The sequence below is a fragment of the Candidatus Dadabacteria bacterium genome, assembly GCA_026706695.1.
Taxonomy (GTDB): Bacteria; Desulfobacterota_D; UBA1144; order Nemesobacterales; family Nemesobacteraceae; genus Nemesobacter.
On sequence record JAPOYE010000048.1, the window covers coordinates 1 to 19,844 of the forward strand.

A 19,844-nucleotide genomic window follows, 5' to 3' on the forward strand; every position below is an offset into this window, starting at 1 on the left:
AGTTGCGTTTTGCGATAAGAGAGGGTGGAAGAACAGTAGGGGCAGGCGTAGTAACGGAAATCATTGAGTGATGAGTAATAGACTCTACAGGGCAGTAGCTCAATTGGTAGAGCAGCGGTCTCCAAAACCGCAGGTTGGGGGTTCGAGACCCTCCTGCCCTGCAGAAAAGCCAAGTCATGGAAAAATTTGACAGGATCAAAGTTGATACGACCAGGTATCTCAGCGGTGTTGCTACAGAACTGAAAAGAATAACCTGGCCCGAGCGTAAAGATACGGTTAAATCAACCTTAGTGGTTGTTATTATTACCGCGTTTTTTGCACTCTTTTTTATGCTGGCCGATTACGTGTTCTCTTTTCTGTTTGGTCTTATACTGAGTTAAAGAGCGAATCGGGAGCAGTTTTCGAATGCCGAGCAAGTGGTATATAGTGCATGTAAATACCGGTTTTGAGGAACGGGTTAAAACCCAGATAGAAAACGGGATGGAGAGCATGAACAATGAAAACCTTGCCATTGACGAGGTTTTTATTCCTACTGAGACAGTAGTTGAAACACAGAAAGGCGGGAGGAAGAGAACATCTATCAGAAAATTCTTTCCCGGATATATAATGCTTAAAATGGAACTTAACAAGGAAACCCTGGATTTCGTACGGGAGATACCGAAAGTGATAAGTTTCGTGGGAGGCCGCCCGGTTGATGGAAAGATAAATATTGATTCCATCCCCGAAGTTGACGAAGAAAAAGTTAACGAGATAAAAACAAGGGCAAAAGAGGGCACGCTCAAGCCCAAGCCGAGTGTCGCTTTTGAAAAAGGAGAATCCATAAGAGTTATAGAAGGTCCTTTTGCCAATTTTTCCGGAATTATAGAAGATGTAAAACCCGAAAAAGCCAGGGTGCAGGTACTGGTCAGCATTTTTGGCAGGACCACACCCATAGAGCTCGATTTTAATCAGGTGGAGAAAATCTAGATGAAGAAAATAAGCGGTTACATAAAGTTGCTGATTGAGGCGGGAAAGGCATCCCCTTCACCTCCGGTAGGTCCCGCGCTCGGACAAAGAGGCGTGAACATAATGGAATTCTGCAAGGCCTTTAATGCCCAGACGTCTTCTTCCGAAGGGCTTCTTCCAGTTACGGTGACCGTTTACGCGGACAGGTCTTTTGATCTTCAGATAAAAACTCCCCCTACTTCTTACCTGCTGAAAAAAGCTGCGGGCGTTGAAAAAGGTTCAGGGTCCACTCCGAGGAGCAAAGCCGGCAAGATTACGGAGGAACAAGCAAGGGAGATAGCGCAAAGAAAGCTTGAGGATCTCAATACTGATGAAATTGATGCGGCTTTGATGGTTGTGCGTGGTGCCGCGAGAAGCATGGGAATTGATATAGAAGGATAGAGTTTGGAGAGACTTCATGACCACCAGAGGAAAAAAATATATTGACGTAAGCACCAAAGTAGATTCCCGCAAAGAGTATACGGTTGATGAGGCCATGGAGCTTGTGGCTCAGGCCCACTATGCGAAATTTGACGAAACGGTGGATATAGCCGTAAATCTCGGCATAGACCCCAGACATGCGAACCAGCAGATTCGTTCCGCACTCGTGTTGCCTCACGGTCTCGGGAAAAAAATGACGGTCCTCGTGTTTGCAACGGATGATAAGGCAGTCGAGGCAAAAGATGCCGGGGCCGATTATGTGGGTCTTGACGATATCGTGGAGAAAATTTCTAAGGAGAACTGGCTTGATTTTGACGTGGCTATAGCCACTCCTGACGTGATGTCAAAGGTTGGAAGACTGGGGAAAGTGCTGGGGCCAAGAGGACTGATGCCGAGTCCCAAGGTAGGTACTGTAACTTCGGACGTTGCTAACATGGTCAAGGAATCAAAAGCCGGTCGTGTTGAAATCAGAAATGACAAAAGCGGGGTTATACACGCTCCTGTTGGAAAAGTCTCTTTCGGAAAAGAGAACCTGAAAGAAAACTTCCTCGCCTTTATGGGTTTTCTGATCAAAGAGAAACCTGCCGCCTCTAAGGGGATTTTTCTGAAGAGAGTTTCGGTGTCGGCGACCATGGGTCCCGGTATCGGAGTGAGTGTGCCGGATATTAGGAACGAACTTAAAAGTATGGGAATTGCGGCGTAAGCGTAACGCGAAACTAGATACGAGAAGAGAGAGACTATGCTCAGTAAAGCCGAAAAGCAGAAAGTAATTGACGACTTGGCATCCAGATTCCATTCCGTTTCCTCGGTGTTCGTTGTTGAATACCAAGGACTTAAGGTGAAGGAGATGGATGTCCTGAGGAAAAAACTCAGGCAGACCAATACGGAGTTCAGGGTTGTAAAGAACACCCTTCTGGAGAAAGCTTCACTAGGAACGGACATAGAAAGAATGAAAGATCTTTTTTCGGGTCCCACAGCGATTGCTATCTGTGATGGGGAGTCTTCCGCGGCAGCGAAGGTTTTTATTGATTACGGCGAAGATTTCCCGGAAATCAAGATAAAGGGCGGTATATTCGAAGGAGAAGTAGTAGATGTATCCAGAATAGAGCAGATAGCAAAGCTTCCGTCAAGACAGGAGCTTATCTCCGAGTTTGTAGGCCTGCTTAGTGCTCCGATGGGCAACCTTGTGGGAGTCTTGGAGCAGGCACGCTCAAATATTGTCAATGTTTTAGAAGGTTTAAAAGAAAGGGAAACTGAATAAAAAACTGTAGAACTGTTTTATCAAGGAGGAATAAAGATGCCCGATATTAGTAGAACAGACGTTGTCACCTATCTTGAACAAGCCAGCATGCTTGAGATCTCCGAACTGATAGAGGAAATAAAGGAAAAGTTCGGTGTTCAGGCCGCTGCGCCACAAGTCGCTGTTGCCACCGCTGCCGGTGCCGAAGCCGCTCCTGCGGCCGAAGAGAAAACTGAGTTTAGTGTAATTCTCAGTTCTTTCGGAGACAAGAAAATACAGGTCATAAAGGCGGTAAGGGAAATCGCGGGTCTTGGACTCAAGGAATCCAAGGAGCTTGTTGAAGGAGTTCCAAAACCTGTAAAAGAGGGAGTTAGCAAGGATGAGGCTGCAGATATCAAGAAGAAGCTTGAAGACGCCGGGGCAACCGTTGAAGTTAACTGACCATAATTTTCTTCGGTTATTTTCACTTAAATTAAAAAACGAGGGGGTGCGCGTTGAGCATAGAGAATATAGAGTCTCAGGAGTTAAGGAAAGATTTTTCGAAGATCCCCCAGGTTCTGGATATCCCCCACCTGCTTGATGTACAGATAAAATCGTACGAAGATTTTCTGCAGGCCGATGTTCCTCCAGATGAGCGTTCGGACACCGGCCTTCATGGAGCCTTCAAGGCTGTTTTTCCTCTTGAGGATTATAATGGCAAGGCTTCTTTGGAATATCTCAGCTACAGGCTGGACGAACCCAAGTATGATTTCGCCGAATGCAGGCTTAAGGGCTATACCTACACTGCTCCTCTTTATGTAACTTTCCGTCTTATAATTTGGGACATTCCTGAAGGTGAAAAAGGACAGAAAGATACCGAGAGACAGTTCCGCGACATTAAAGAGCAAGAGATATACTTTGGGGAAGTACAGCTTATGACCCCCAGCGGTTCTTTTATAGTAAACGGAACCGAAAGAGTAATCGTAAACCAGCTCCACAGATCTCCCGGAGTGTTTTTTGATCGGGATAAAAGCAAAAACCAGTTGTCCGGAAAGGAAGGATCTTTTATAGCGAGAATCGTTCCTCAAAACGGTCGCTGGCTTGATTTTGAATATGATCTGAAAGACATGCTCCATGTGCGCATAGACAGAAAGAAAAAATTCCACGTCACCGTTCTTCTCAAGGCCATGGGTTATGATGAGCAGCAGATAATGGATTTCTTCTATCCCGTGGAGACTTTCCATATAGAACCAGAAGAACTTCGAAAAGAAGTAACCGCGGAAGTTTTCGAGGTGGGAGCGGAGGGTTTTAAGAAGGAAAAGACCACCGAAATAATTTCCTATCAAAAAGTGACTGTGGATATAAACCACCCGGAAACAGGTGACCTTATAGGTAGAAAGGGAAGAAGGCTGAAAAATCTTCTTTCAAGATTGGAAGAAATTGGCATGAGTTCCATACCTGTTTCAGATGAAGAGATAATGGAAAAACCCTCGGCCGAAGTGGTCTCCGACCCCAAAACTGGGGAAGTAATACTAGATTTCAATGAGGAAATAACGGAAGAAAAACTCAACGAACTCCGCAGAGTCGGTAAAAAGACCCTCAGAGTCTACTACATAGACAAGACCCTGTTCGTGAGTTCTCTTCGGACCACACTTCTTTCCGATAAGGTGGATTCATGCGAGGAGGCCATAACGGAGATATACAAGAAATTCAGGCCGACGGATCCTCCTTCCGATGAAGTCGCGCGGACTTTCTTTGAAAACATGTTCTTCACCCAGGATGCATACAGACTCTCGAAAGTGGGTCGGATCAAGATCAACTACAAGCTCAAGAGGAAGGGCGTGAGCGATGATCATCTTACTTTGGACAGAGAAGATATCCTTCTGACCGTGAAATACCTGCTTGATTTGAAAGGTGGCAGGGGATCTACCGATGACATAGACCATCTCGGCAACCGAAGGGTAAGAACCGTTGGGGAACTTATAGAGGACCGTTTTTATCACGGTCTTGAGAGGCTTGCACGGTTTGTGAAGGAAAAGATGGGATACCAGACCATAGAAAACCTCATGCCTAACGAAGTGCTGGTTCCGAAAACCGTTACATCGGTTCTCAAGGAGTTTTTCACCACGGGTCAGCTTTCCCAGTTCATGGATCAGACCAACCCTCTGTCGGAAATAACTCATAAAAGAAGGCTGAGCGCACTTGGTCCGGGCGGTCTTACCAGAGAGAGGGCGGGGTTCGAGGTAAGAGATGTTCACTCTTCCCATTATGGGAGAATATGTCCTATAGAAACTCCGGAAGGTCCTAATATCGGACTTATATCCAGCTTGAGCACTTATGCGAAGATAGATGAATCCGGATTTATCCGGACTCCTTACAGGAAAGTGAAGGACGGGCGTGTTACGGACGAAATAATTTATATGAATGCGCTTATGGAAGAGGATTACATTGTAGCTCAGGCAAACGCCCCCCTTGAAGAGGACGGGTCTTTCAAACTACCTTTTGTCTCCGCCAGGGGAAATGGCGAATTTATGATGGTTGAGAGGGAGGAGGTTGAGTTTATGGACGTGTCCCCTTCGCAGCTTGTTTCGGTTTCGGCTTCTCTTATCCCCTTTCTTGAGCATGATGACGCGAACAGGGCCCTTATGGGTTCTAATATGCAGCGCCAGGCCGTGCCGCTCATAAAGAGTGCCTCGCCGCTTGTGGGGACAGGTTTTGAAAGCAAGGTGGCCAAGGACTCCGGGGTTACGGTCGTCGCACGCAGAGATGGCGTAGTGGAGTCCGTAGATGCGGTTAGGATTGTGGTTAAATCCACGGAAAGAAGTCGCGAAGGTGGGGTGGATATCTACAACTTGATAAAGTTCCACCGCTCAAACCAGAGTTCCTGCTGGAATCAGACGCCTATAGTTCGCCAAGGGCAGCGGGTGAAGAAAGGACAGGTAATAGCGGATGGATGTTCGACGGACCGTGGCGAACTGGCGCTCGGACAGAATATGGTTGTCGCCTTTATGCCATGGGGAGGATACAACTTTGAAGACGCAATCTTGATATCCGAGAGGGTTGTAAAGGACGATGCATTCACCTCAATTCATATTGAGGAGTTTGAGTGTACGGCAAGGGAGACGAAACTCGGGAGAGAAGATATAACCAGAGATATACCCAATGTGTCCGAAGAGTCACTTAGGTATCTGGATGAAAGCGGAATAATAATGATAGGTGCCGAGGTCGAGCCTGGAGACATACTGGTCGGAAAAATTTCTCCAAAAGCCGAAACTCAGCTTTCTCCGGAAGAGAGGCTCTTAAGGGCGATCTTCGGAGATAAGGCCGGGGATGTCAAGGATTCCTCCCTCAAGGTTTCTTCCGGGGTATACGGTACCGTGATAGATGTTGAAACTCTTGTGTCCCGCTCCGTGGATAAGGACGAGAGAAGTAAAGACATTGAGAACCAAGAAATCTCAAAATTGATGGAAGAGAGAGAGAACGAGGTAAGTATTCTCAGGCGGGATGCGGTTGACAGAGTAAAGCATATTGTTCTCGGCAAAACTTCGCTTTCCAAAATAACGGTTAACAGAAAAACCATTCTTAAAAGCGGACAGGAAATTACTGAAGAGATTCTTGATGCTATTCCCTTAGAAAAGCTTGTTGATGTTAGGATAAAGAACCTTCCCGAAGCGGGTGAAGAACTGACTGGAATAATTAGCAGAGTTCTCAAACGCATTGATTACGTGACCGCTACCTATGAGCAGCGCATAGAAAAATTGAAAAAGCCCGATGAGTTGCCTCCCGGGGTTTTGAGAGTGGTTAAGGTCCGCATTGCGGTTAAAAGAAAGCTTCAGGTTGGTGACAAAATGGCGGGACGGCATGGCAACAAGGGTGTCGTATCGAAAATACTTCCGCAGGAAGATATGCCTTATCTTTCCGACGGGAGGCCGGTTGATATGGTGCTTAACCCGCTCGGCGTGCCTTCAAGGATGAACGTTGGCCAGATACTGGAGACCCATCTGGGGTGGGGCGGCAGAGAACTGGGAAGGCAGCTTAATGAGTATATCGAACAGGAGTTTAGCGACGAAGCCCTAAGAGAGAAGCTTCTGGAAATATACTCGGATTCTTCGCAGACACGGGAGCTTGTAGAGTCGCTGGACAGAGGGGGTCTTGTAGAGTTGGTAAGAGAGCTTGAAGACGGAGTACCGGTAAAATCCCCGGTCTTTGACGGTGCCCACGAGGCTGAAATTGTGCGTATCCAGGAGCTTGCCGGCATCGACGAAGATGGAAAGACTATTCTTTTTGATGGCCAGACCGGTGAACCTTTTGATCAGAAAGTGTGCGTTGGGATAATGTACATGTTAAAGCTCCATCATCTTGTTGAAGAGAAAATTCATGCGAGGGCAATCGGGCCTTACTCCCTGGTAACGCAGCAGCCCCTTGGCGGGAAGGCCCACTTCGGTGGACAGAGGCTTGGAGAAATGGAGGTCTGGGCGCTTGAAGCCTACGGGGCCGCCTACACCCTTCAGGAATTTGTCACCATAAAATCAGACGATGTGGCGGGACGGACGAGAATATTCGACTCGATCGTAAGAGGTGATATGAATTTTGAACCAGGTCTCCCTGAATCTTTCAAAGTGTTGCGCAAGGAACTGCAGGCGTTGGGACTTGATGTGGATCTTATTGAGGAGGAAGCGGAAATTGAACCGCTTCCGAAATATTAATTTGGAGGGAATCATACCATGGATATAGACACGCTTTTTGAAAAGCCGAAAAACCCTTCTGATTACTCGACCATAAAAATTTCCATAGCTTCTCCGGAAAAAATCAGGTCATGGTCAAACGGAGAAATAAAAAAACCTGAAACTATAAACTACAGGACATTCAAACCCGAGAGAAACGGTCTTTTCTGTGCCAAAATATTCGGGCCCGTGAAAGATTACGAATGCACCTGCGGAAAATACAAAAGACTTAAGCACAGAGGAGTAACTTGTGAGAAATGCGGCGTGGAAGTAATTTCCTCTAAAGTGAGAAGGGAGAGAATGGGTCATATAGAACTCGCTTCTCCCGTTGCACACATATGGCTTCTTCGCAGCATTCCCAGCAGAATAGGAATGCTCCTTGACATGACTTTGAAGGATTTGGAAAGAGTGCTTTATTTCGAGGCTTACATAGTTATGGATCCGGGAATTTCCGACCTCAAGTTTGCCCAGGTAATAACCGAAGATGAGTACAGAGCCGATCGCGAGCGCTTCGGTTCCGAATTTGTCGTCGGTATGGGGGCCGAGTCGGTACGGGAAATGCTGAAAACCATAGATTTAAACGAGCTTTCTCAGGAACTCAGGACGAGTATGAAAGAGACCAAGTCTCCAATCAAAAAAGCCCGTATCGCAAAAAGGCTGAGAATATGTGAAGCGTTTCGCAAGTCCAAAAACCGTCCGGAATGGATGATTCTGACCACTATTCCTGTTCTGCCACCTGATCTCAGACCCCTTGTTCCTCTTGATGGAGGACGGTTTGCCGCTTCCGATCTTAACGATCTCTACAGAAGAGTGATCAACAGAAACAACAGGCTGAGGAAACTCCTTGAGCTCGGTGCCCCAGACATAATAGTCAGAAATGAAAAGAGGATGCTGCAGGAGTCCGTCGACGCACTTCTGGAGAACGGGAGAAGGGGAAGACCGGTTTTGGGTCACAACCACAGACCACTTAAGAGTCTAAGTGACATAATAAAAGGTAAACAAGGCAGATTCAGGCAAAATCTTCTGGGGAAAAGAGTTGATTACTCAGGTCGGTCGGTGATTACCGTAGGTCCCGACCTGCGTCTTCACCAATGCGGAATCCCCAAGCAGATGGCGCTTGAACTTTTCAGGCCGTTTATCTACCAGAAGCTTGAAAGATGGGGTGAGGCGGCAACGATAAAGATAGCGAAGAAGCTGCTTGACAGCGAAGCTCCGGTGGTGTGGGACGCTCTTGACGAAGTGATAAAAGAGCATCCGGTGCTTCTTAACAGAGCCCCGACTCTTCATCGTCTTAGCATACAGGCTTTCGAACCGGTGCTTATTGAGGATAAAGCCATTCAGCTTCATCCTCTTGTATGCCCTGCCTACAACGCGGATTTTGACGGCGACCAGATGGCGGTTCATGTTCCGCTTTCAATTGAAGCCCAGACCGAATGTCGCTCGCTTGTTATGTCGACGAACAATATTCTTTCTCCCGCGCACGGAAAGCCGATAATACTTCCCACTCAGGATATAGTCCTGGGGCTTTACTACCTCACGAGGGATACAGCTTCGGATAAAAGTTCCGGGCCGGGCCGTGTTTTTTCAGTACGCGAGGTGGTCTTTGCGTATGAACTGGGGAAGGTCGGTTTACATGATAGCGTAACAGTAAGGATTGAAGAGCAGAACTATCTGACAACTGTCGGAAGAGTGTTGATGTACGAGGTTGTTCCCGAAGGTGTTTCCTTTGAACTTATCAACAAGCCAATGACTAAGAGAGCTATAGAGGCCCTTGTGGATGAGTGTTTCAGGAAAACCGGCGGCAAAAGCACGGTTTTGCTGGCCGACAGCCTGAGGACTCTCGGATTCAAGTACTCGACAAAGTCCGGAGCTTCTATTTCGATCACGGACATGATTATTCCTGAATCAAAGAAGGATCTATTGGAAAATGCCCAAGAGGAAGTTATGAAAGTGCAGGGCCAGTATTCCCAGGGGCTTATAACCGATGGAGAGAGATACAACAAGGTAATAGATATCTGGGCAAAAACAAGCGATGAAGTTGCTCAGGCAATGATGAGAAAGATTTCTTCAGAGGAAATCCAGACGGGCAAAAACACTACAGTTGCGGGACCAAGTTCGAACCCAATATATATGATGATTGATTCCGGGGCGAGAGGGAGCCAGACGCAGGTAAGGCAGCTTGCGGGCATGAGGGGGCTTATGGCGAAGCCTTCGGGAGAAATAATAGAAACTCCTATCACATCCAATTTCCGTGAGGGGCTATCGGTGCTCCAGTATTTTATTTCTACCCACGGTGCGAGGAAGGGGCTTGCGGATACGGCACTAAAAACAGCAAATGCCGGTTACCTGACGCGAAGGCTGATTGATGCCGCTCAGGACGTAATGATTACCGAACTTGACTGCGGCACCATAGAGGGAATTAACGTCAGTGATCTGGTGGAAGGTGGAGAAATAATTGAAAAAGTAGGGGAGAGGGTGCTTGGAAGGGTAGTGCTTGAAGATATAGAGGACCCCCAAACCGGAGAGGTGATTGTTCACACAAACGAGGAAGTTGATGAGACCGCGGTTGCTAAGATAGATGAAGCGGGCATAAGTGAGGTGAGTATCCGCTCTGTTCTTACCTGTGAAACTAGAAACGGTGTATGCAGACTCTGCTATGGAAGAAACCTTTCTACTGGAAAGCTTGTGAACATGGGCGAAGCTATAGGTATCGTCGCGGCCCAGTCAATCGGGGAACCCGGAACTCAGCTTACCATGAGAACGTTTCATATAGGTGGTGCCGCGAGCCAGAGAGCAGCCGAGAGCACCCTTGAGAGTCAGCACGAGGGGATAGTCAGATTTAAGAACATAAAAGCCGTCAAGGGACGTGATAACAAATTGGTTGTTATCAGCAGAAGCGGCGTCCTTTCAATTGAGGATAGCAAGGGATATGAAAGGGAGAAATGTCCCGTTGTACTTGGGGCCAGGCTTAATGTAAAAGAAGGGGACAAGGTTAAGAAGGGAAAAGTACTCGCTGAATGGGACCCTTACACGACCCCTATAATTTCAGAGGTTCCGGGTTCCGTAAAGTTCAGGGACCTTGAAACCGGAGTTACGTACAAGGAACAGGTGGATGAAGTCACGGGCGTTCTCATAAGGGTAGTGGTTGAGACCAAGGATCTGGAAATGCATCCCACTCTGGATGTCGAGGTGAGAACAGAGGATTTGGAATCTCTGGAAATCGATTCCTTGCCGAAAGATAAGAAAGTGCCTTACTCGCTTCCCGTAGGCGCTATAATAGAAGTTGGCGACAAAGACGATATAGAGGCAGGGGACGTACTTGCCAAGATTCCGAGAGCGACCTCAAAGACAAAAGACATTACCGGAGGTCTTCCCAGGGTTGCTGAGCTTTTTGAAGCCAGAGTGCCCAAAGATCCGGCCGTTGTAAGCGAAATCGACGGAATCATATCTTACGGAAAAGATATAAAGGGGAAGAAGAGGGTTGTGGTAACTCCGGAAATGGGAGAGCCTAAAGAATATACTGTTCCCAGGGGAAAACATATCTTGGTCAGGGAAGGGGAGTTTGTCTCTTCCGGTGACCAGCTTGTCGACGGTGCGGTTAATCCTCACGACATTCTGAATATCATGGGAGAGAAGGCCCTTGCCAACTATATGGTTAATGAAATTCAGGAAGTCTACAGACTTCAGGGTGTGAAGATTAACGACAAGCATATCGAGGTTATAGTCAAGCAGATGCTAAAAAGGGTAAAGATAAAAGACCCAGGTGACACTACGATGCTTGTCGGCGAGGCTATAGAAAAAAATGTTTTCTTTGAAGAAAACGAGAAGGTCGTCGAAGAAGGTGGAACCCCGGCAGCGGCCGAGCCGCTTCTTCTGGGTATAACCCGCGCCTCGCTTAGCACTCGCAGCTGGCTTTCCGCGGCGTCTTTTCAGGAAACCACCAGGGTTCTTACCGAGGCTTCCTGCGAGGGTAGGGAGGACGATCTCAGAGGGCTCAAGGAAAACGTTATCGTGGGCAGGTTGATTCCGGCTGGCACCGGCCTTCCCATGTACAGGGACATAAGCATAGAGACTGAGGCACCGGAAATACCTGTACCCGTACCGGAAGTCGAAGAGAAGAGCGAAGACGTATTGCTGGAAAGCTAATATTTCCCCTGCGGTCTATTCTTTCTTTTGATCAGTAGCCATGGAGAAAAGCTACAACCCTGCCGAGGTTGAACGGAGAGTTTATGATTTCTGGATCTCATCGGGACTTCATAAATCCGAAATAAAAGACTCGGCTGAGGCTTTCTCAATTGTCATCCCCCCACCAAACGTGACAGGATCGTTGCACATAGGCCACGCTCTTAACAACACCATTCAGGACATTCTCGTTAGGTACAAGAGAATGAATAATTTCGATGTTCTCTGGGTTCCAGGCACCGACCACGCGGGTATTGCTACCCAGATGATGGTTGAAAAAGATCTTGCCTCCGAAGGACTCACGAAGAACGATTTGGGCAGGGAAAAATTCCTTGAACGAATTTGGCAATGGAAAGAAAACTCCGGTAGCCGAATAACAGAACAGTTAAAAAGACTCGGAGCGCTTCCCGACTGGGAAATGGAGCGGTTCACCCTTGATGAGGGACTTTCAGAAGCGGTGAGAAAAGTTTTTGTCGATCTTTACTCTCAAGGGCTTATTTACAAGGACAAAAGGCTTGTCAACTGGGATCCTGAGCTCTGTACGGCCATATCGGATCTGGAAGTGGAGCAGAGAGAGACTCAAGGCAACTACTGGCATATAAGATATCCGATAGAGGGAGACGAAGGTCAGTTCGTTACTGTAGCTACAACACGTCCTGAGACTATGCTCGGAGACACTGCAGTTGCAGTTCATCCTGAAGATCCTAGATACACTGATTTAGTGGGCAGAAATGCTGTTTTGCCTCTTGTTGGAAGAAGGATCCCGGTAATAGCTGATGAGTACAGCGATCCAGAGAAGGGTACGGGAGCCGTAAAGATAACTCCGGGACATGATTTTAACGATTTTGAAGTCGGAAAGCGTAACGGTCTTGATATATTAAACATTCTTGACGAGCGGGCGCATATAAAAGGTGATGTACCCGAAAAATACGTGGGACTTGAAAGATTTGAGGCTAGAAAAGCCGTAATCCGAGACCTTGAGGAAGGAGGTTTTCTGGTAAAGGTTGAGCAAACCGTCCACACGGTTCCCTACGGCGACCGCTCTGGGGTGGTCGTAGAACCTTGGTTGACTGACCAGTGGTACGTAAACACGGAACAACTTGCCGCTGAAGCCATTTCATACGTAGAACGAGGTGAAATACGTTTTTATCCAGAGTTCTGGGAAAACACTTATTTTGAGTGGATGAGAAATATAGAGCCTTGGTGTATCTCGAGGCAGCTTTGGTGGGGTCACCGAATACCCGCATGGTACGGACCTGACGGGGAAGTTTTCGTTGCCGTGAATGAGCACGAAGCTGCCGCTTCTGTGAAGAAGCATTATGGTGAAGAGGTCAAACTCGTTAGGGATCCGGATGTGCTGGATACGTGGTTTTCTTCCGGGCTCTGGCCTTTTTCCACCCTTGGATGGCCAGCGGAGACTGAAGCGCTCAGGCATTACTATCCGACATCGTGTCTGGTTACCGGATTTGACATTATTTTCTTCTGGGTCGCAAGAATGATAATGCTGGGACTTAAGTTCATGAAAGATGTGCCTTTCAGGGATGTTTATGTGCATGGTCTTATAAGGGACGCAAAAGGTCGCAAGATGAGCAAGACGACGGGCAACGTAATTGATCCTATTGACGTGATCGAAAAATACGGTGCCGACGCGCTTCGTTTCTCGCTCGCAGCGCTTGCAGCCCAGGGAAGGGATATAAAGCTTACCTTTCCTGTTATCGAGGGATACAGGAACTTCATGAACAAGATATGGAATGCTACCAGATTTGTGTTTATGAACCTTGAACCGGAGATGATTCACGACTCCGATCTCGACAATTCTTGCCTAAGTGTTCCTGACCGATGGATTCTCAGCAGACTCAACTTCACACTCGGCGAAGTTGAAGAATTCATTGAAGACTACGAATTCGACAAGGCTTCTCAGGTGCTTTATCACTTTATATGGGATGATTACTGCGATTGGTATCTTGAAATATCCAAGTTTTCGCTTTATGGAGATGACAACGAATCTAAAAAAACCACCCTTAATGTACTCGTGCGGGTCCTGATACGTTCCCTGAGGGCGCTCCATCCTTTTACGCCCTATATTACGGAGGAAATATTCCGAATATTCAGGGAAAAGGGAGCCAATCTTCCTAAAGGAGAAGGTCTTCATTCAAAGAGCATTCTTGAAACACGGTATCCGAAGCCGAATGAAAGCGAGATATTTAAAGAAGAGTCCGGGCAGATTGAGCTTGTAAAAAGTGTTGTAACTGGAATAAGAAACCTGCGTGCCATCGTGGGAATTCATCCCTCGGAGAAGGTGTCAATCCATCTTAATTCCGAAAGCAGCGAGGTAGGGGATGTTTTAAGGCAGAACCTTGAGATTATCCTGGGTATGGCTTCTCTTGGGAATTGCGTTGTTTGCGGAGAGGATATTCAGGGTAAAACAGTCTCAGAAGTTGTTTCGGGGGTGGAGATAATTATGCCGGTTGAGAATCTGCTTGATCTTGAGAAGGAAATTTCCAGACTGAATAAGGATTTGGCAAAAGTTTCGCAGGAACTTAAAAAAACCGAGGGTAAACTCGCGAACAGGGATTTCATCAAACGTGCTCCCGAAGACGTTGTGGAAAAGGAAAAGGGGAAACTGGATGAATTTCAAAACCACAAGAAAAAGCTTGAAGAAATTCTCGGGAAACTTTCGGCTATATAGCCGGGACTCTTGATTTTAGTACGGTCCGATGGGGCTAAAAAAGGTCCATTTGTTGATGCGACACTTTCTCGTCTGTTATTTCCACCGGATAATTTCCGTCAAAACACGCAAAACAGTAGTTTGATTTTCCATTAAAGGACTTGTCACCGTTGGTGACCGCTTTTGCTACCCCCTCCCTGCTTAAGTATCCCAGAGTATCGGAAGTTATGTAGTCCTTTATTTTTTCTACTTCAAGAGAATGCGCTATGAGTTCTTCTTTGAGAGGAGTATCTATGCCGTAGTAGCATGAGAACTTCATCGGAGGTGAACTAATTCTCATGTGGACTTCCTTGGCTCCGGCATCGCGTATCATCTTGACAATCTTTCTGCTTGTTGTCCCTCTTACTATGGAGTCGTCAACCACTACTATCTTTTTTCCGTTTATGACTTCTTTTATCACGCTGAGTTTCAGTTTCACTCCGAAATTTCTTATTGATTGTTGAGGTTCAATAAAGGTTCTTCCGATATAGTGACTCCGCAGGAAGCCGGTTTCAAAGGGGATTCCCAACTGCTCGGCGTATCCCATGGCCGCCGGCGTTCCCGAATCTGGTACGGCCACGACGATGTCTGCGTCGGCGGGAGATTCAATTGCGAGTTGTTTCCCCATGTTTTTCCTCATCTGATAGATGTTTTTTCCTTGGACAAACGAATCGGGTCTCGAGAAATATATGTTCTCAAACACGCAGTATTTGTGCTGTTTTTTCGGAAGCGGATTGAATGACCTGATTCCTTTCTCATTTATGAATATTATTTCCCCTGGCGCTACTTCCCTTATATAATCGGCTCCTATTAGTTCAAAGGCACATGACTCGGAAGCCACAACGTAAGAATTATCAATCTTTCCGAGAACAAGGGGCCTGAATCCGTGGGGATCACGTGCAGCTACTAGCCCTTTGGGAGTAAGAAATAAAAGACAATAAGCTCCTTTGCATTCGGTAAGGGCTTCGATGATTCTTCCCAAAAAGGTTTTTTCCTTTGATCTCGCTATGAGGTGTACGATTACCTCGGTATCTGTTGTTGACTGGAATATGGAACCTTCTTTCTCAAGCTTGTGTCTCAGCACTCTCGCATTTGTAAGATTGCCATTGTGTCCGACCGCTAGCTCTCCTTTTTCGTAATTCATAATCAGAGGCTGGGTATTCTTATTGTTGCTTGAGCCTGTTGTGGAATACCTTACGTGGCCGATTGCGGTAGTGCCTTTAAGCTTCAATATGGACTCTTCATCAAAAACTTCGGTTACGAGCCCCATCTCTCGGTGAGAGTAAAGCTTCTCCCCGTCGGTTGACACTATGCCAGCGCTTTCCTGACCTCTGTGTTGGAGGGAGTAGAGGCCGAGATAGGTAAAGTTGGCAGCGGCTGGATGATCATATATTCCAAAGACTCCGCACTCTTCGCGTAGCTTTGCCATTTTCACCCCTCTGAGACCGAAAGACCCCTCTGAAAGCCCATAGACCATGCATCGTGAACTGCTGAGATTTTCATGTCGATTAAATCTTCAACGCAGAACCTGTCGTTATCAATGACTACTCCGGCACGCAGCGCGGGAACGCCGTAATTACTCGCCATCTCTTTTATTCTTTTCCAATTGGTTTCGCTTATGCTAGCTATTACTCTGGATTGCGTTTCGGAGAAAAGAAACAGATCGCCTCTAAGAGAGTTTTCATTTATGTCGGGCGCTTTTACCACGACCCCCCTTGTGCCGTCTGGACTAAAGCAGCATTCCGCGAGCGCTACAGCAAAGCCGCCCTCAGATATATCATGCGCCGATTTAAGTATACTTTGAGAAGCGCATGCAATCAACATCTCGGCAAGCTTTTTCTCTTTATCAAGATCAATTGAAGGTGGTTTCCCGTCAATCAAGCCGTGTTGGATCTTGAGGTACTCACTACCTCCTATATCTTCTTCTATGGCTCCTCCGAGCAGTATCACTAGATCTCCAGGATCTTGAAACCAGGAAGTGACGGTTTTGGCGATATCTTCTATAAGGCCCACCATTGCCACAGTCGGGGTAGGGAATATCGCGACACCCTCGGTTTCGTTGTAAAGACTGACGTTGCCGCTTACAACCGGCGTATTGAACGTTCTCGCGGCTTCCGACATGCCTTCAACGCTTTCTGAGAACTGCCACATTATCTCGGGATTTTCAGGATTTCCAAAATTAAGACAATCGGTGATTGCAAGGGGAGAGGCACCACAGCAGGCCAGATTTCTGACACTTTCCGCGACAGCTATTTTACTTCCTTCACGAGGACTTAGATAACAATATCTAGAATTAACATTAGATGTCATTGCGATCCCTTTCTGAGCTCCTTTGAGCCTTATTATTGCGGAATCCGCTCCTGGTCCCAAAACGGTGTCGGTTCTTACCATGTGGTCATACTGCTCGTAAACCCATTTCTTGCTCGATACAGTCGGAGAAGACAGAATTTCGAGAAAAACTCTCTGAATATCTCCAGGTTCAGGGAGATTCTCCGAATTCAGCCTCGTTATTTCCTTCAGGTAGACGGGTTTTTTTACGGGTCTTTTATAAGTCGGCGCGCCCGAGGTTATAAGACTTACGGGTAGATCCGCAACTGTGGTTTTTTCTTCTACAATCGTCAATCTTCCCGAATCGGTCACCTTGCCGATAATCGAAAAATCAAGGTTCCACTTCCTGAAAATATCTCGGGCTGTATCTTCTTTGCCCTTTTCCAAGACTACGAGCATTCTCTCCTGCGATTCAGAAAGCATCACTTCATAAGGGGTCATTCTTTCTTCTCGCCTGGGAACTCTGCCAATTTCAATCTCAAGCCCGGTTCCTGCGCGATCAGCCATCTCTGTTGAAGAGGATGTAAGTCCTGCGGCTCCCATATCCTGTATACCGACAACACAATCAGTCTTAAACAGCTCCAAGCAGGCTTCAAGAAGAAGTTTTTCCGTAAACGGGTCTCCCACCTGTACCGCGGGCCTTTTTTCTTCGGTTTCCTCAGTGAAGGTGTCCGATGCCATGATGGCTCCCTGTATTCCATCTCTTCCGGTCTTTGATCCGACGTATATTACGGGGTTTCCCTCGCCCGACGCATATCCGCGGAAAACATTATCTTTTTTGGTGACCCCGAGGGCAAAGGCGTTTACCAGAGGATTTCCATTGTAGCAATCGTCAAAATATATCTCTCCTCCTATAGTGGGAATACCCATGCAGTTTCCATAGCCGGCTATTCCCGATACGACCCCCTCAACCAGAAATTTTGTTTTCTGAAGATATGGATTTCCGAATCGAAGAGAGTTTAAAAGCGCTACGGGTCTTGCTCCCATGGTGAATATATCCCGGAGTATTCCCCCGACCCCGGTCGCGGCGCCTTGGTAAGGTTCTATGAAGGAAGGATGGTTGTGGCTTTCCATTTTAAAAACGACACAGTCGCCGTCCCCTATATCCACTACTCCGGCGTTTTCTCCAGGGCCCTGTATAACCTGTTTTCCCTTTGTGGGAAATTTTCTAAGGTGCATCTTGGAACTTTTATAGGAGCAGTGTTCAGACCACATAGCTCCGAGAATTCCAACTTCTGTTAAGTTCGGCTCTCTGTCCAAGGTTTTGATTATCTTTTCGTATTCGCTTTCAGTAAGGCCGTGATCCAAGGCAAACTGCAGAGATTCTTTATTCTTCATTTGTCCTCCGGGGGCTGGATGAACTTTGTTGTCTTGGATATGTCCATGTCTCTGAAAAGGTATCTTTTTACTTTTCTTGTAGTCGTTTTTGGTAATTCTTCTGTGGCAACTGCAAAATGACTGATTCTTTTGTGGGGCTCAAGCCGGCGGTTAAGTTCACTTATCTCGCCTTTAAGGATATCCCAGATTCTCTGATCGTCTCCGTGTTGCGGGGACTGTCCTAGCTTTTTGGAAATTCCCTCCGCCTCTGGAAATATCACGGCCTGTATCCTTTCATCATCCGGGCTGAATACAATCGCTTCTTCAACCGTTTCAAGCGGGGTGAGCTTTTCCTCGATTTCCTCGGGAGAAATATTTCTTCCTCCCTTAGTTACGATAACCGATTTTTTTCTTCCCGTTATGTAGAGGTAGCCTTCGTGATCAAAATAACCGAGGTCACCGGTTCTGAGCCAGCCGTCATCCGAGAGGACTTCTTTTGTCGCACCGGGGTTTTTGTAATAGCCTTTCATTACACTTGGACCCTTCACGCATATCTCTCCGATTCCCTCGGAGTCTACATCTTTTATTTCGACCTCGCTGTTTTCAAGCACCATGCCACCGCTTGCGTTCTTCGGTTTCGAAAAGGGATTTGCGGATATAACCGCAGCCGTTTCACTCATTCCGTATCCCTGCAAGAGGGGAAATTCGTATTTTTCAAGTCCCTCGGAAGCCGGTTCCGAGAGGGCGGCTCCGCCGCTTACTATAATTCTGAGGCGGTCAAGACCTAGACGTTTTTTTGCCATTTTCCCGAAAAACTTAGAGGGCAAGGCTCTTGTGAGAAAGTTTTTTGCCTTATTTTGTTCGATTCTCTGAAGCAGTCTCTCGAGTATCAAGGGGGTGTTAAGCCATACGGTTGGCCTTGCGACTTTAAGGTCGGAGAGCATTTCCCTCGGTTTTATGCTTCTTGAGAAAAACACCCTTTGTCCACAGTAAAAGGACAGCAGTATTCCACCTATTCTTTCATATACGTGGTGAATGGGCAGTATGGAAAAAGCTGTGTCTTCCACTGTTATGGGAAAGGCGCTGTATAGTGTCTCCAGGTTTGACATTATGCTCGCATGGGAGAGCATTACGCCTTTGGGATTGCCCGTGGTTCCCGAGGTAAAAACTATATCGGCTATGTCTTCGGGTTCTAGTTTTTCCGCGGGCACGGTTTTTTCGGTGTGCGATCGAACCTCAAGAGCCTCGTCCATTGGTATTATGTGCTCGACCGCTCCTGTGTTACTCAAGGTTTCCGTAAACCCCGCCGAGGCGATGAGAAACCTTGAATCTGAGAGCGCGAGCACCTGTTTTATGTGCTCTGTTCTTGCCCTTGCGTCAAGTGGGACGGCTATGGCGCCTGCCCAGATTACCGCAAAGTAGGAAATCGCCCACTGAGGGCTGTTCTCCCCCACTATTGCCACATGTTCCCTTCTCTTAAGACCCAGAGACATGAGATGCGCTGAGAACTGGGTGAAAAGAGTGAAAACTTCGCTGAAGGTGAAAGAACTTACAGATAGATCATCTTTTCTTGTGGAATACGCGATCTTGTCTGCGTAAAGAGAGGATTTTCTCTCAAGCATATTCTGTATTGTGGCTATTTGGTTTTTGCTTCTTGTTGCGGGGAGCCTTTTTTCCGTGCGGGTGAATCTTTTCATCAAAGCGGTGTCTCCCTAGATTATTTCCTTTAGATCTTCCAGATCTTTTATGATGAATTTCGGTTTTGCCTGAATGAGCTGCTCTCTTCTTTTTACCCACACGGAGTCAATCCCGCAGTCTGAAGATCCCATTATGTCAGCTTCAGGATCATCTCCTATGAAAATAACGTCTGATGGACTCTCGCCGAGGCTGGCAAGAGCAAATTCGAATATTTTCCTGTGAGGTTTTCTCCAGCCTACTTCTT

Annotated in this window: 14 protein-coding genes and 1 tRNA gene; 11 read left to right on the forward strand and 4 right to left on the reverse strand. The window is 47.0% G+C overall.

Going from position 1 to position 19,844, the window contains the following annotated elements:
* The 11 genes from OXG10_03590 to OXG10_03640 form a co-directional block, all read left to right on the forward strand.
* Window positions 1-71, forward strand: a 71-nt coding sequence (locus OXG10_03590) for a hypothetical protein (GenBank protein MCY3826452.1), incomplete at its 5' end; no start/stop codon positions are given.
* Between the two features lie 17 nt (window positions 72-88).
* Window positions 89-161: transfer RNA gene (locus OXG10_03595), tRNA-Trp, on the forward strand.
* 15 nt (window positions 162-176) lie between these two features.
* The gene (gene secE, locus OXG10_03600) at window positions 177-380 is read left to right on the forward strand and encodes a preprotein translocase subunit SecE (protein ID MCY3826453.1); all 204 of its coding nucleotides are present in this window, start codon (window positions 177-179) and stop codon (window positions 378-380) included.
* A gap of 25 nt (window positions 381-405) precedes the next feature.
* A complete protein-coding gene (gene nusG, locus OXG10_03605) occupies window positions 406-966 on the forward strand; it encodes a transcription termination/antitermination protein NusG (protein ID MCY3826454.1) in 561 nt (186 codons plus the stop codon).
* Window positions 967-1,386, forward strand: a complete 420-nt coding sequence (rplK, locus tag OXG10_03610) for a 50S ribosomal protein L11 (protein ID MCY3826455.1) — start codon at window positions 967-969, stop codon at window positions 1,384-1,386. It begins immediately after the preceding gene.
* A 16-nt stretch (window positions 1,387-1,402) separates the two neighbouring features.
* Window positions 1,403-2,128, forward strand: a complete 726-nt coding sequence (gene rplA / locus OXG10_03615; protein ID MCY3826456.1) for a 50S ribosomal protein L1 — start codon at window positions 1,403-1,405, stop codon at window positions 2,126-2,128.
* Window positions 2,129-2,164: 36 nt separating this feature from the next.
* Entirely contained in the window at window positions 2,165-2,686 is a 522-nt protein-coding gene (gene rplJ / locus OXG10_03620; GenBank protein ID MCY3826457.1) for a 50S ribosomal protein L10, read from the forward strand.
* Between the two features lie 36 nt (window positions 2,687-2,722).
* Window positions 2,723-3,106 (forward strand): 50S ribosomal protein L7/L12, encoded by a 384-nt coding sequence (gene rplL, locus OXG10_03625; GenBank protein MCY3826458.1) that lies wholly within the window; start codon window positions 2,723-2,725, stop codon window positions 3,104-3,106.
* A gap of 53 nt (window positions 3,107-3,159) precedes the next feature.
* Complete coding sequence (gene rpoB, locus OXG10_03630; GenBank protein ID MCY3826459.1) at window positions 3,160-7,350, forward strand: DNA-directed RNA polymerase subunit beta; 4,191 nt, start codon at window positions 3,160-3,162, stop codon at window positions 7,348-7,350.
* 18 nt (window positions 7,351-7,368) lie between these two features.
* Complete coding sequence (rpoC, locus tag OXG10_03635) at window positions 7,369-11,514, forward strand: DNA-directed RNA polymerase subunit beta' (GenBank protein ID MCY3826460.1); 4,146 nt, start codon at window positions 7,369-7,371, stop codon at window positions 11,512-11,514.
* Window positions 11,515-11,554: 40 nt separating this feature from the next.
* Window positions 11,555-14,239 (forward strand): valine--tRNA ligase, encoded by a 2,685-nt coding sequence (locus OXG10_03640; GenBank protein MCY3826461.1) that lies wholly within the window; start codon window positions 11,555-11,557, stop codon window positions 14,237-14,239.
* 34 nt (window positions 14,240-14,273) lie between these two features.
* Here OXG10_03640 and purF read toward each other — a convergent pair whose 3' ends face one another.
* The 4 genes from purF to OXG10_03660 all read right to left on the reverse strand — a co-directional run.
* Complete coding sequence (gene purF / locus OXG10_03645) at window positions 14,274-15,692, reverse strand: amidophosphoribosyltransferase (GenBank protein ID MCY3826462.1); 1,419 nt, start codon at window positions 15,690-15,692, stop codon at window positions 14,274-14,276.
* Window positions 15,689-17,923: a phosphoribosylformylglycinamidine synthase subunit PurL gene (gene purL / locus OXG10_03650; GenBank protein MCY3826463.1), complete on the reverse strand. Its 2,235-nt coding sequence runs from the start codon at window positions 17,921-17,923 to the stop codon at window positions 15,689-15,691. Before purL ends, purF begins: the two co-directional genes overlap by 4 nt.
* The gene (locus OXG10_03655; protein MCY3826464.1) at window positions 17,920-19,599 is read right to left on the reverse strand and encodes an AMP-binding protein; all 1,680 of its coding nucleotides are present in this window, start codon (window positions 19,597-19,599) and stop codon (window positions 17,920-17,922) included. The genes purL and OXG10_03655 overlap by 4 nt, the downstream gene beginning before the upstream one ends.
* A gap of 15 nt (window positions 19,600-19,614) precedes the next feature.
* Window positions 19,615-19,844, reverse strand: a 230-nt coding sequence (locus OXG10_03660) for an HAD family hydrolase (protein MCY3826465.1), incomplete at its 5' end; no start/stop codon positions are given.

Excerpts from the sequence above, each read along its gene's own strand:
- secE (MCY3826453.1), top strand. The coding sequence starts at position 177 with ATGGAAAAATTTGACAGGATCAAAGTTGATACGACCAGGTATCTCAGC.
- nusG (MCY3826454.1), top strand. The coding sequence starts at position 406 with ATGCCGAGCAAGTGGTATATAGTGCATGTAAATACCGGTTTTGAGGAA.
- rplK (MCY3826455.1), top strand. The coding sequence starts at position 967 with ATGAAGAAAATAAGCGGTTACATAAAGTTGCTGATTGAGGCGGGAAAG.
- rplA (MCY3826456.1), top strand. The coding sequence starts at position 1,403 with ATGACCACCAGAGGAAAAAAATATATTGACGTAAGCACCAAAGTAGAT.
- rplJ (MCY3826457.1), top strand. The coding sequence starts at position 2,165 with ATGCTCAGTAAAGCCGAAAAGCAGAAAGTAATTGACGACTTGGCATCC.
- rplL (MCY3826458.1), top strand. The coding sequence starts at position 2,723 with ATGCCCGATATTAGTAGAACAGACGTTGTCACCTATCTTGAACAAGCC.
- rpoC (MCY3826460.1), top strand. The coding sequence starts at position 7,369 with ATGGATATAGACACGCTTTTTGAAAAGCCGAAAAACCCTTCTGATTAC.
- OXG10_03640 (MCY3826461.1), top strand. The coding sequence starts at position 11,555 with ATGGAGAAAAGCTACAACCCTGCCGAGGTTGAACGGAGAGTTTATGAT.
- purL (MCY3826463.1), bottom strand. The coding sequence starts at position 17,923 with ATGAAGAATAAAGAATCTCTGCAGTTTGCCTTGGATCACGGCCTTACT.
- OXG10_03655 (MCY3826464.1), bottom strand. The coding sequence starts at position 19,599 with ATGAAAAGATTCACCCGCACGGAAAAAAGGCTCCCCGCAACAAGAAGC.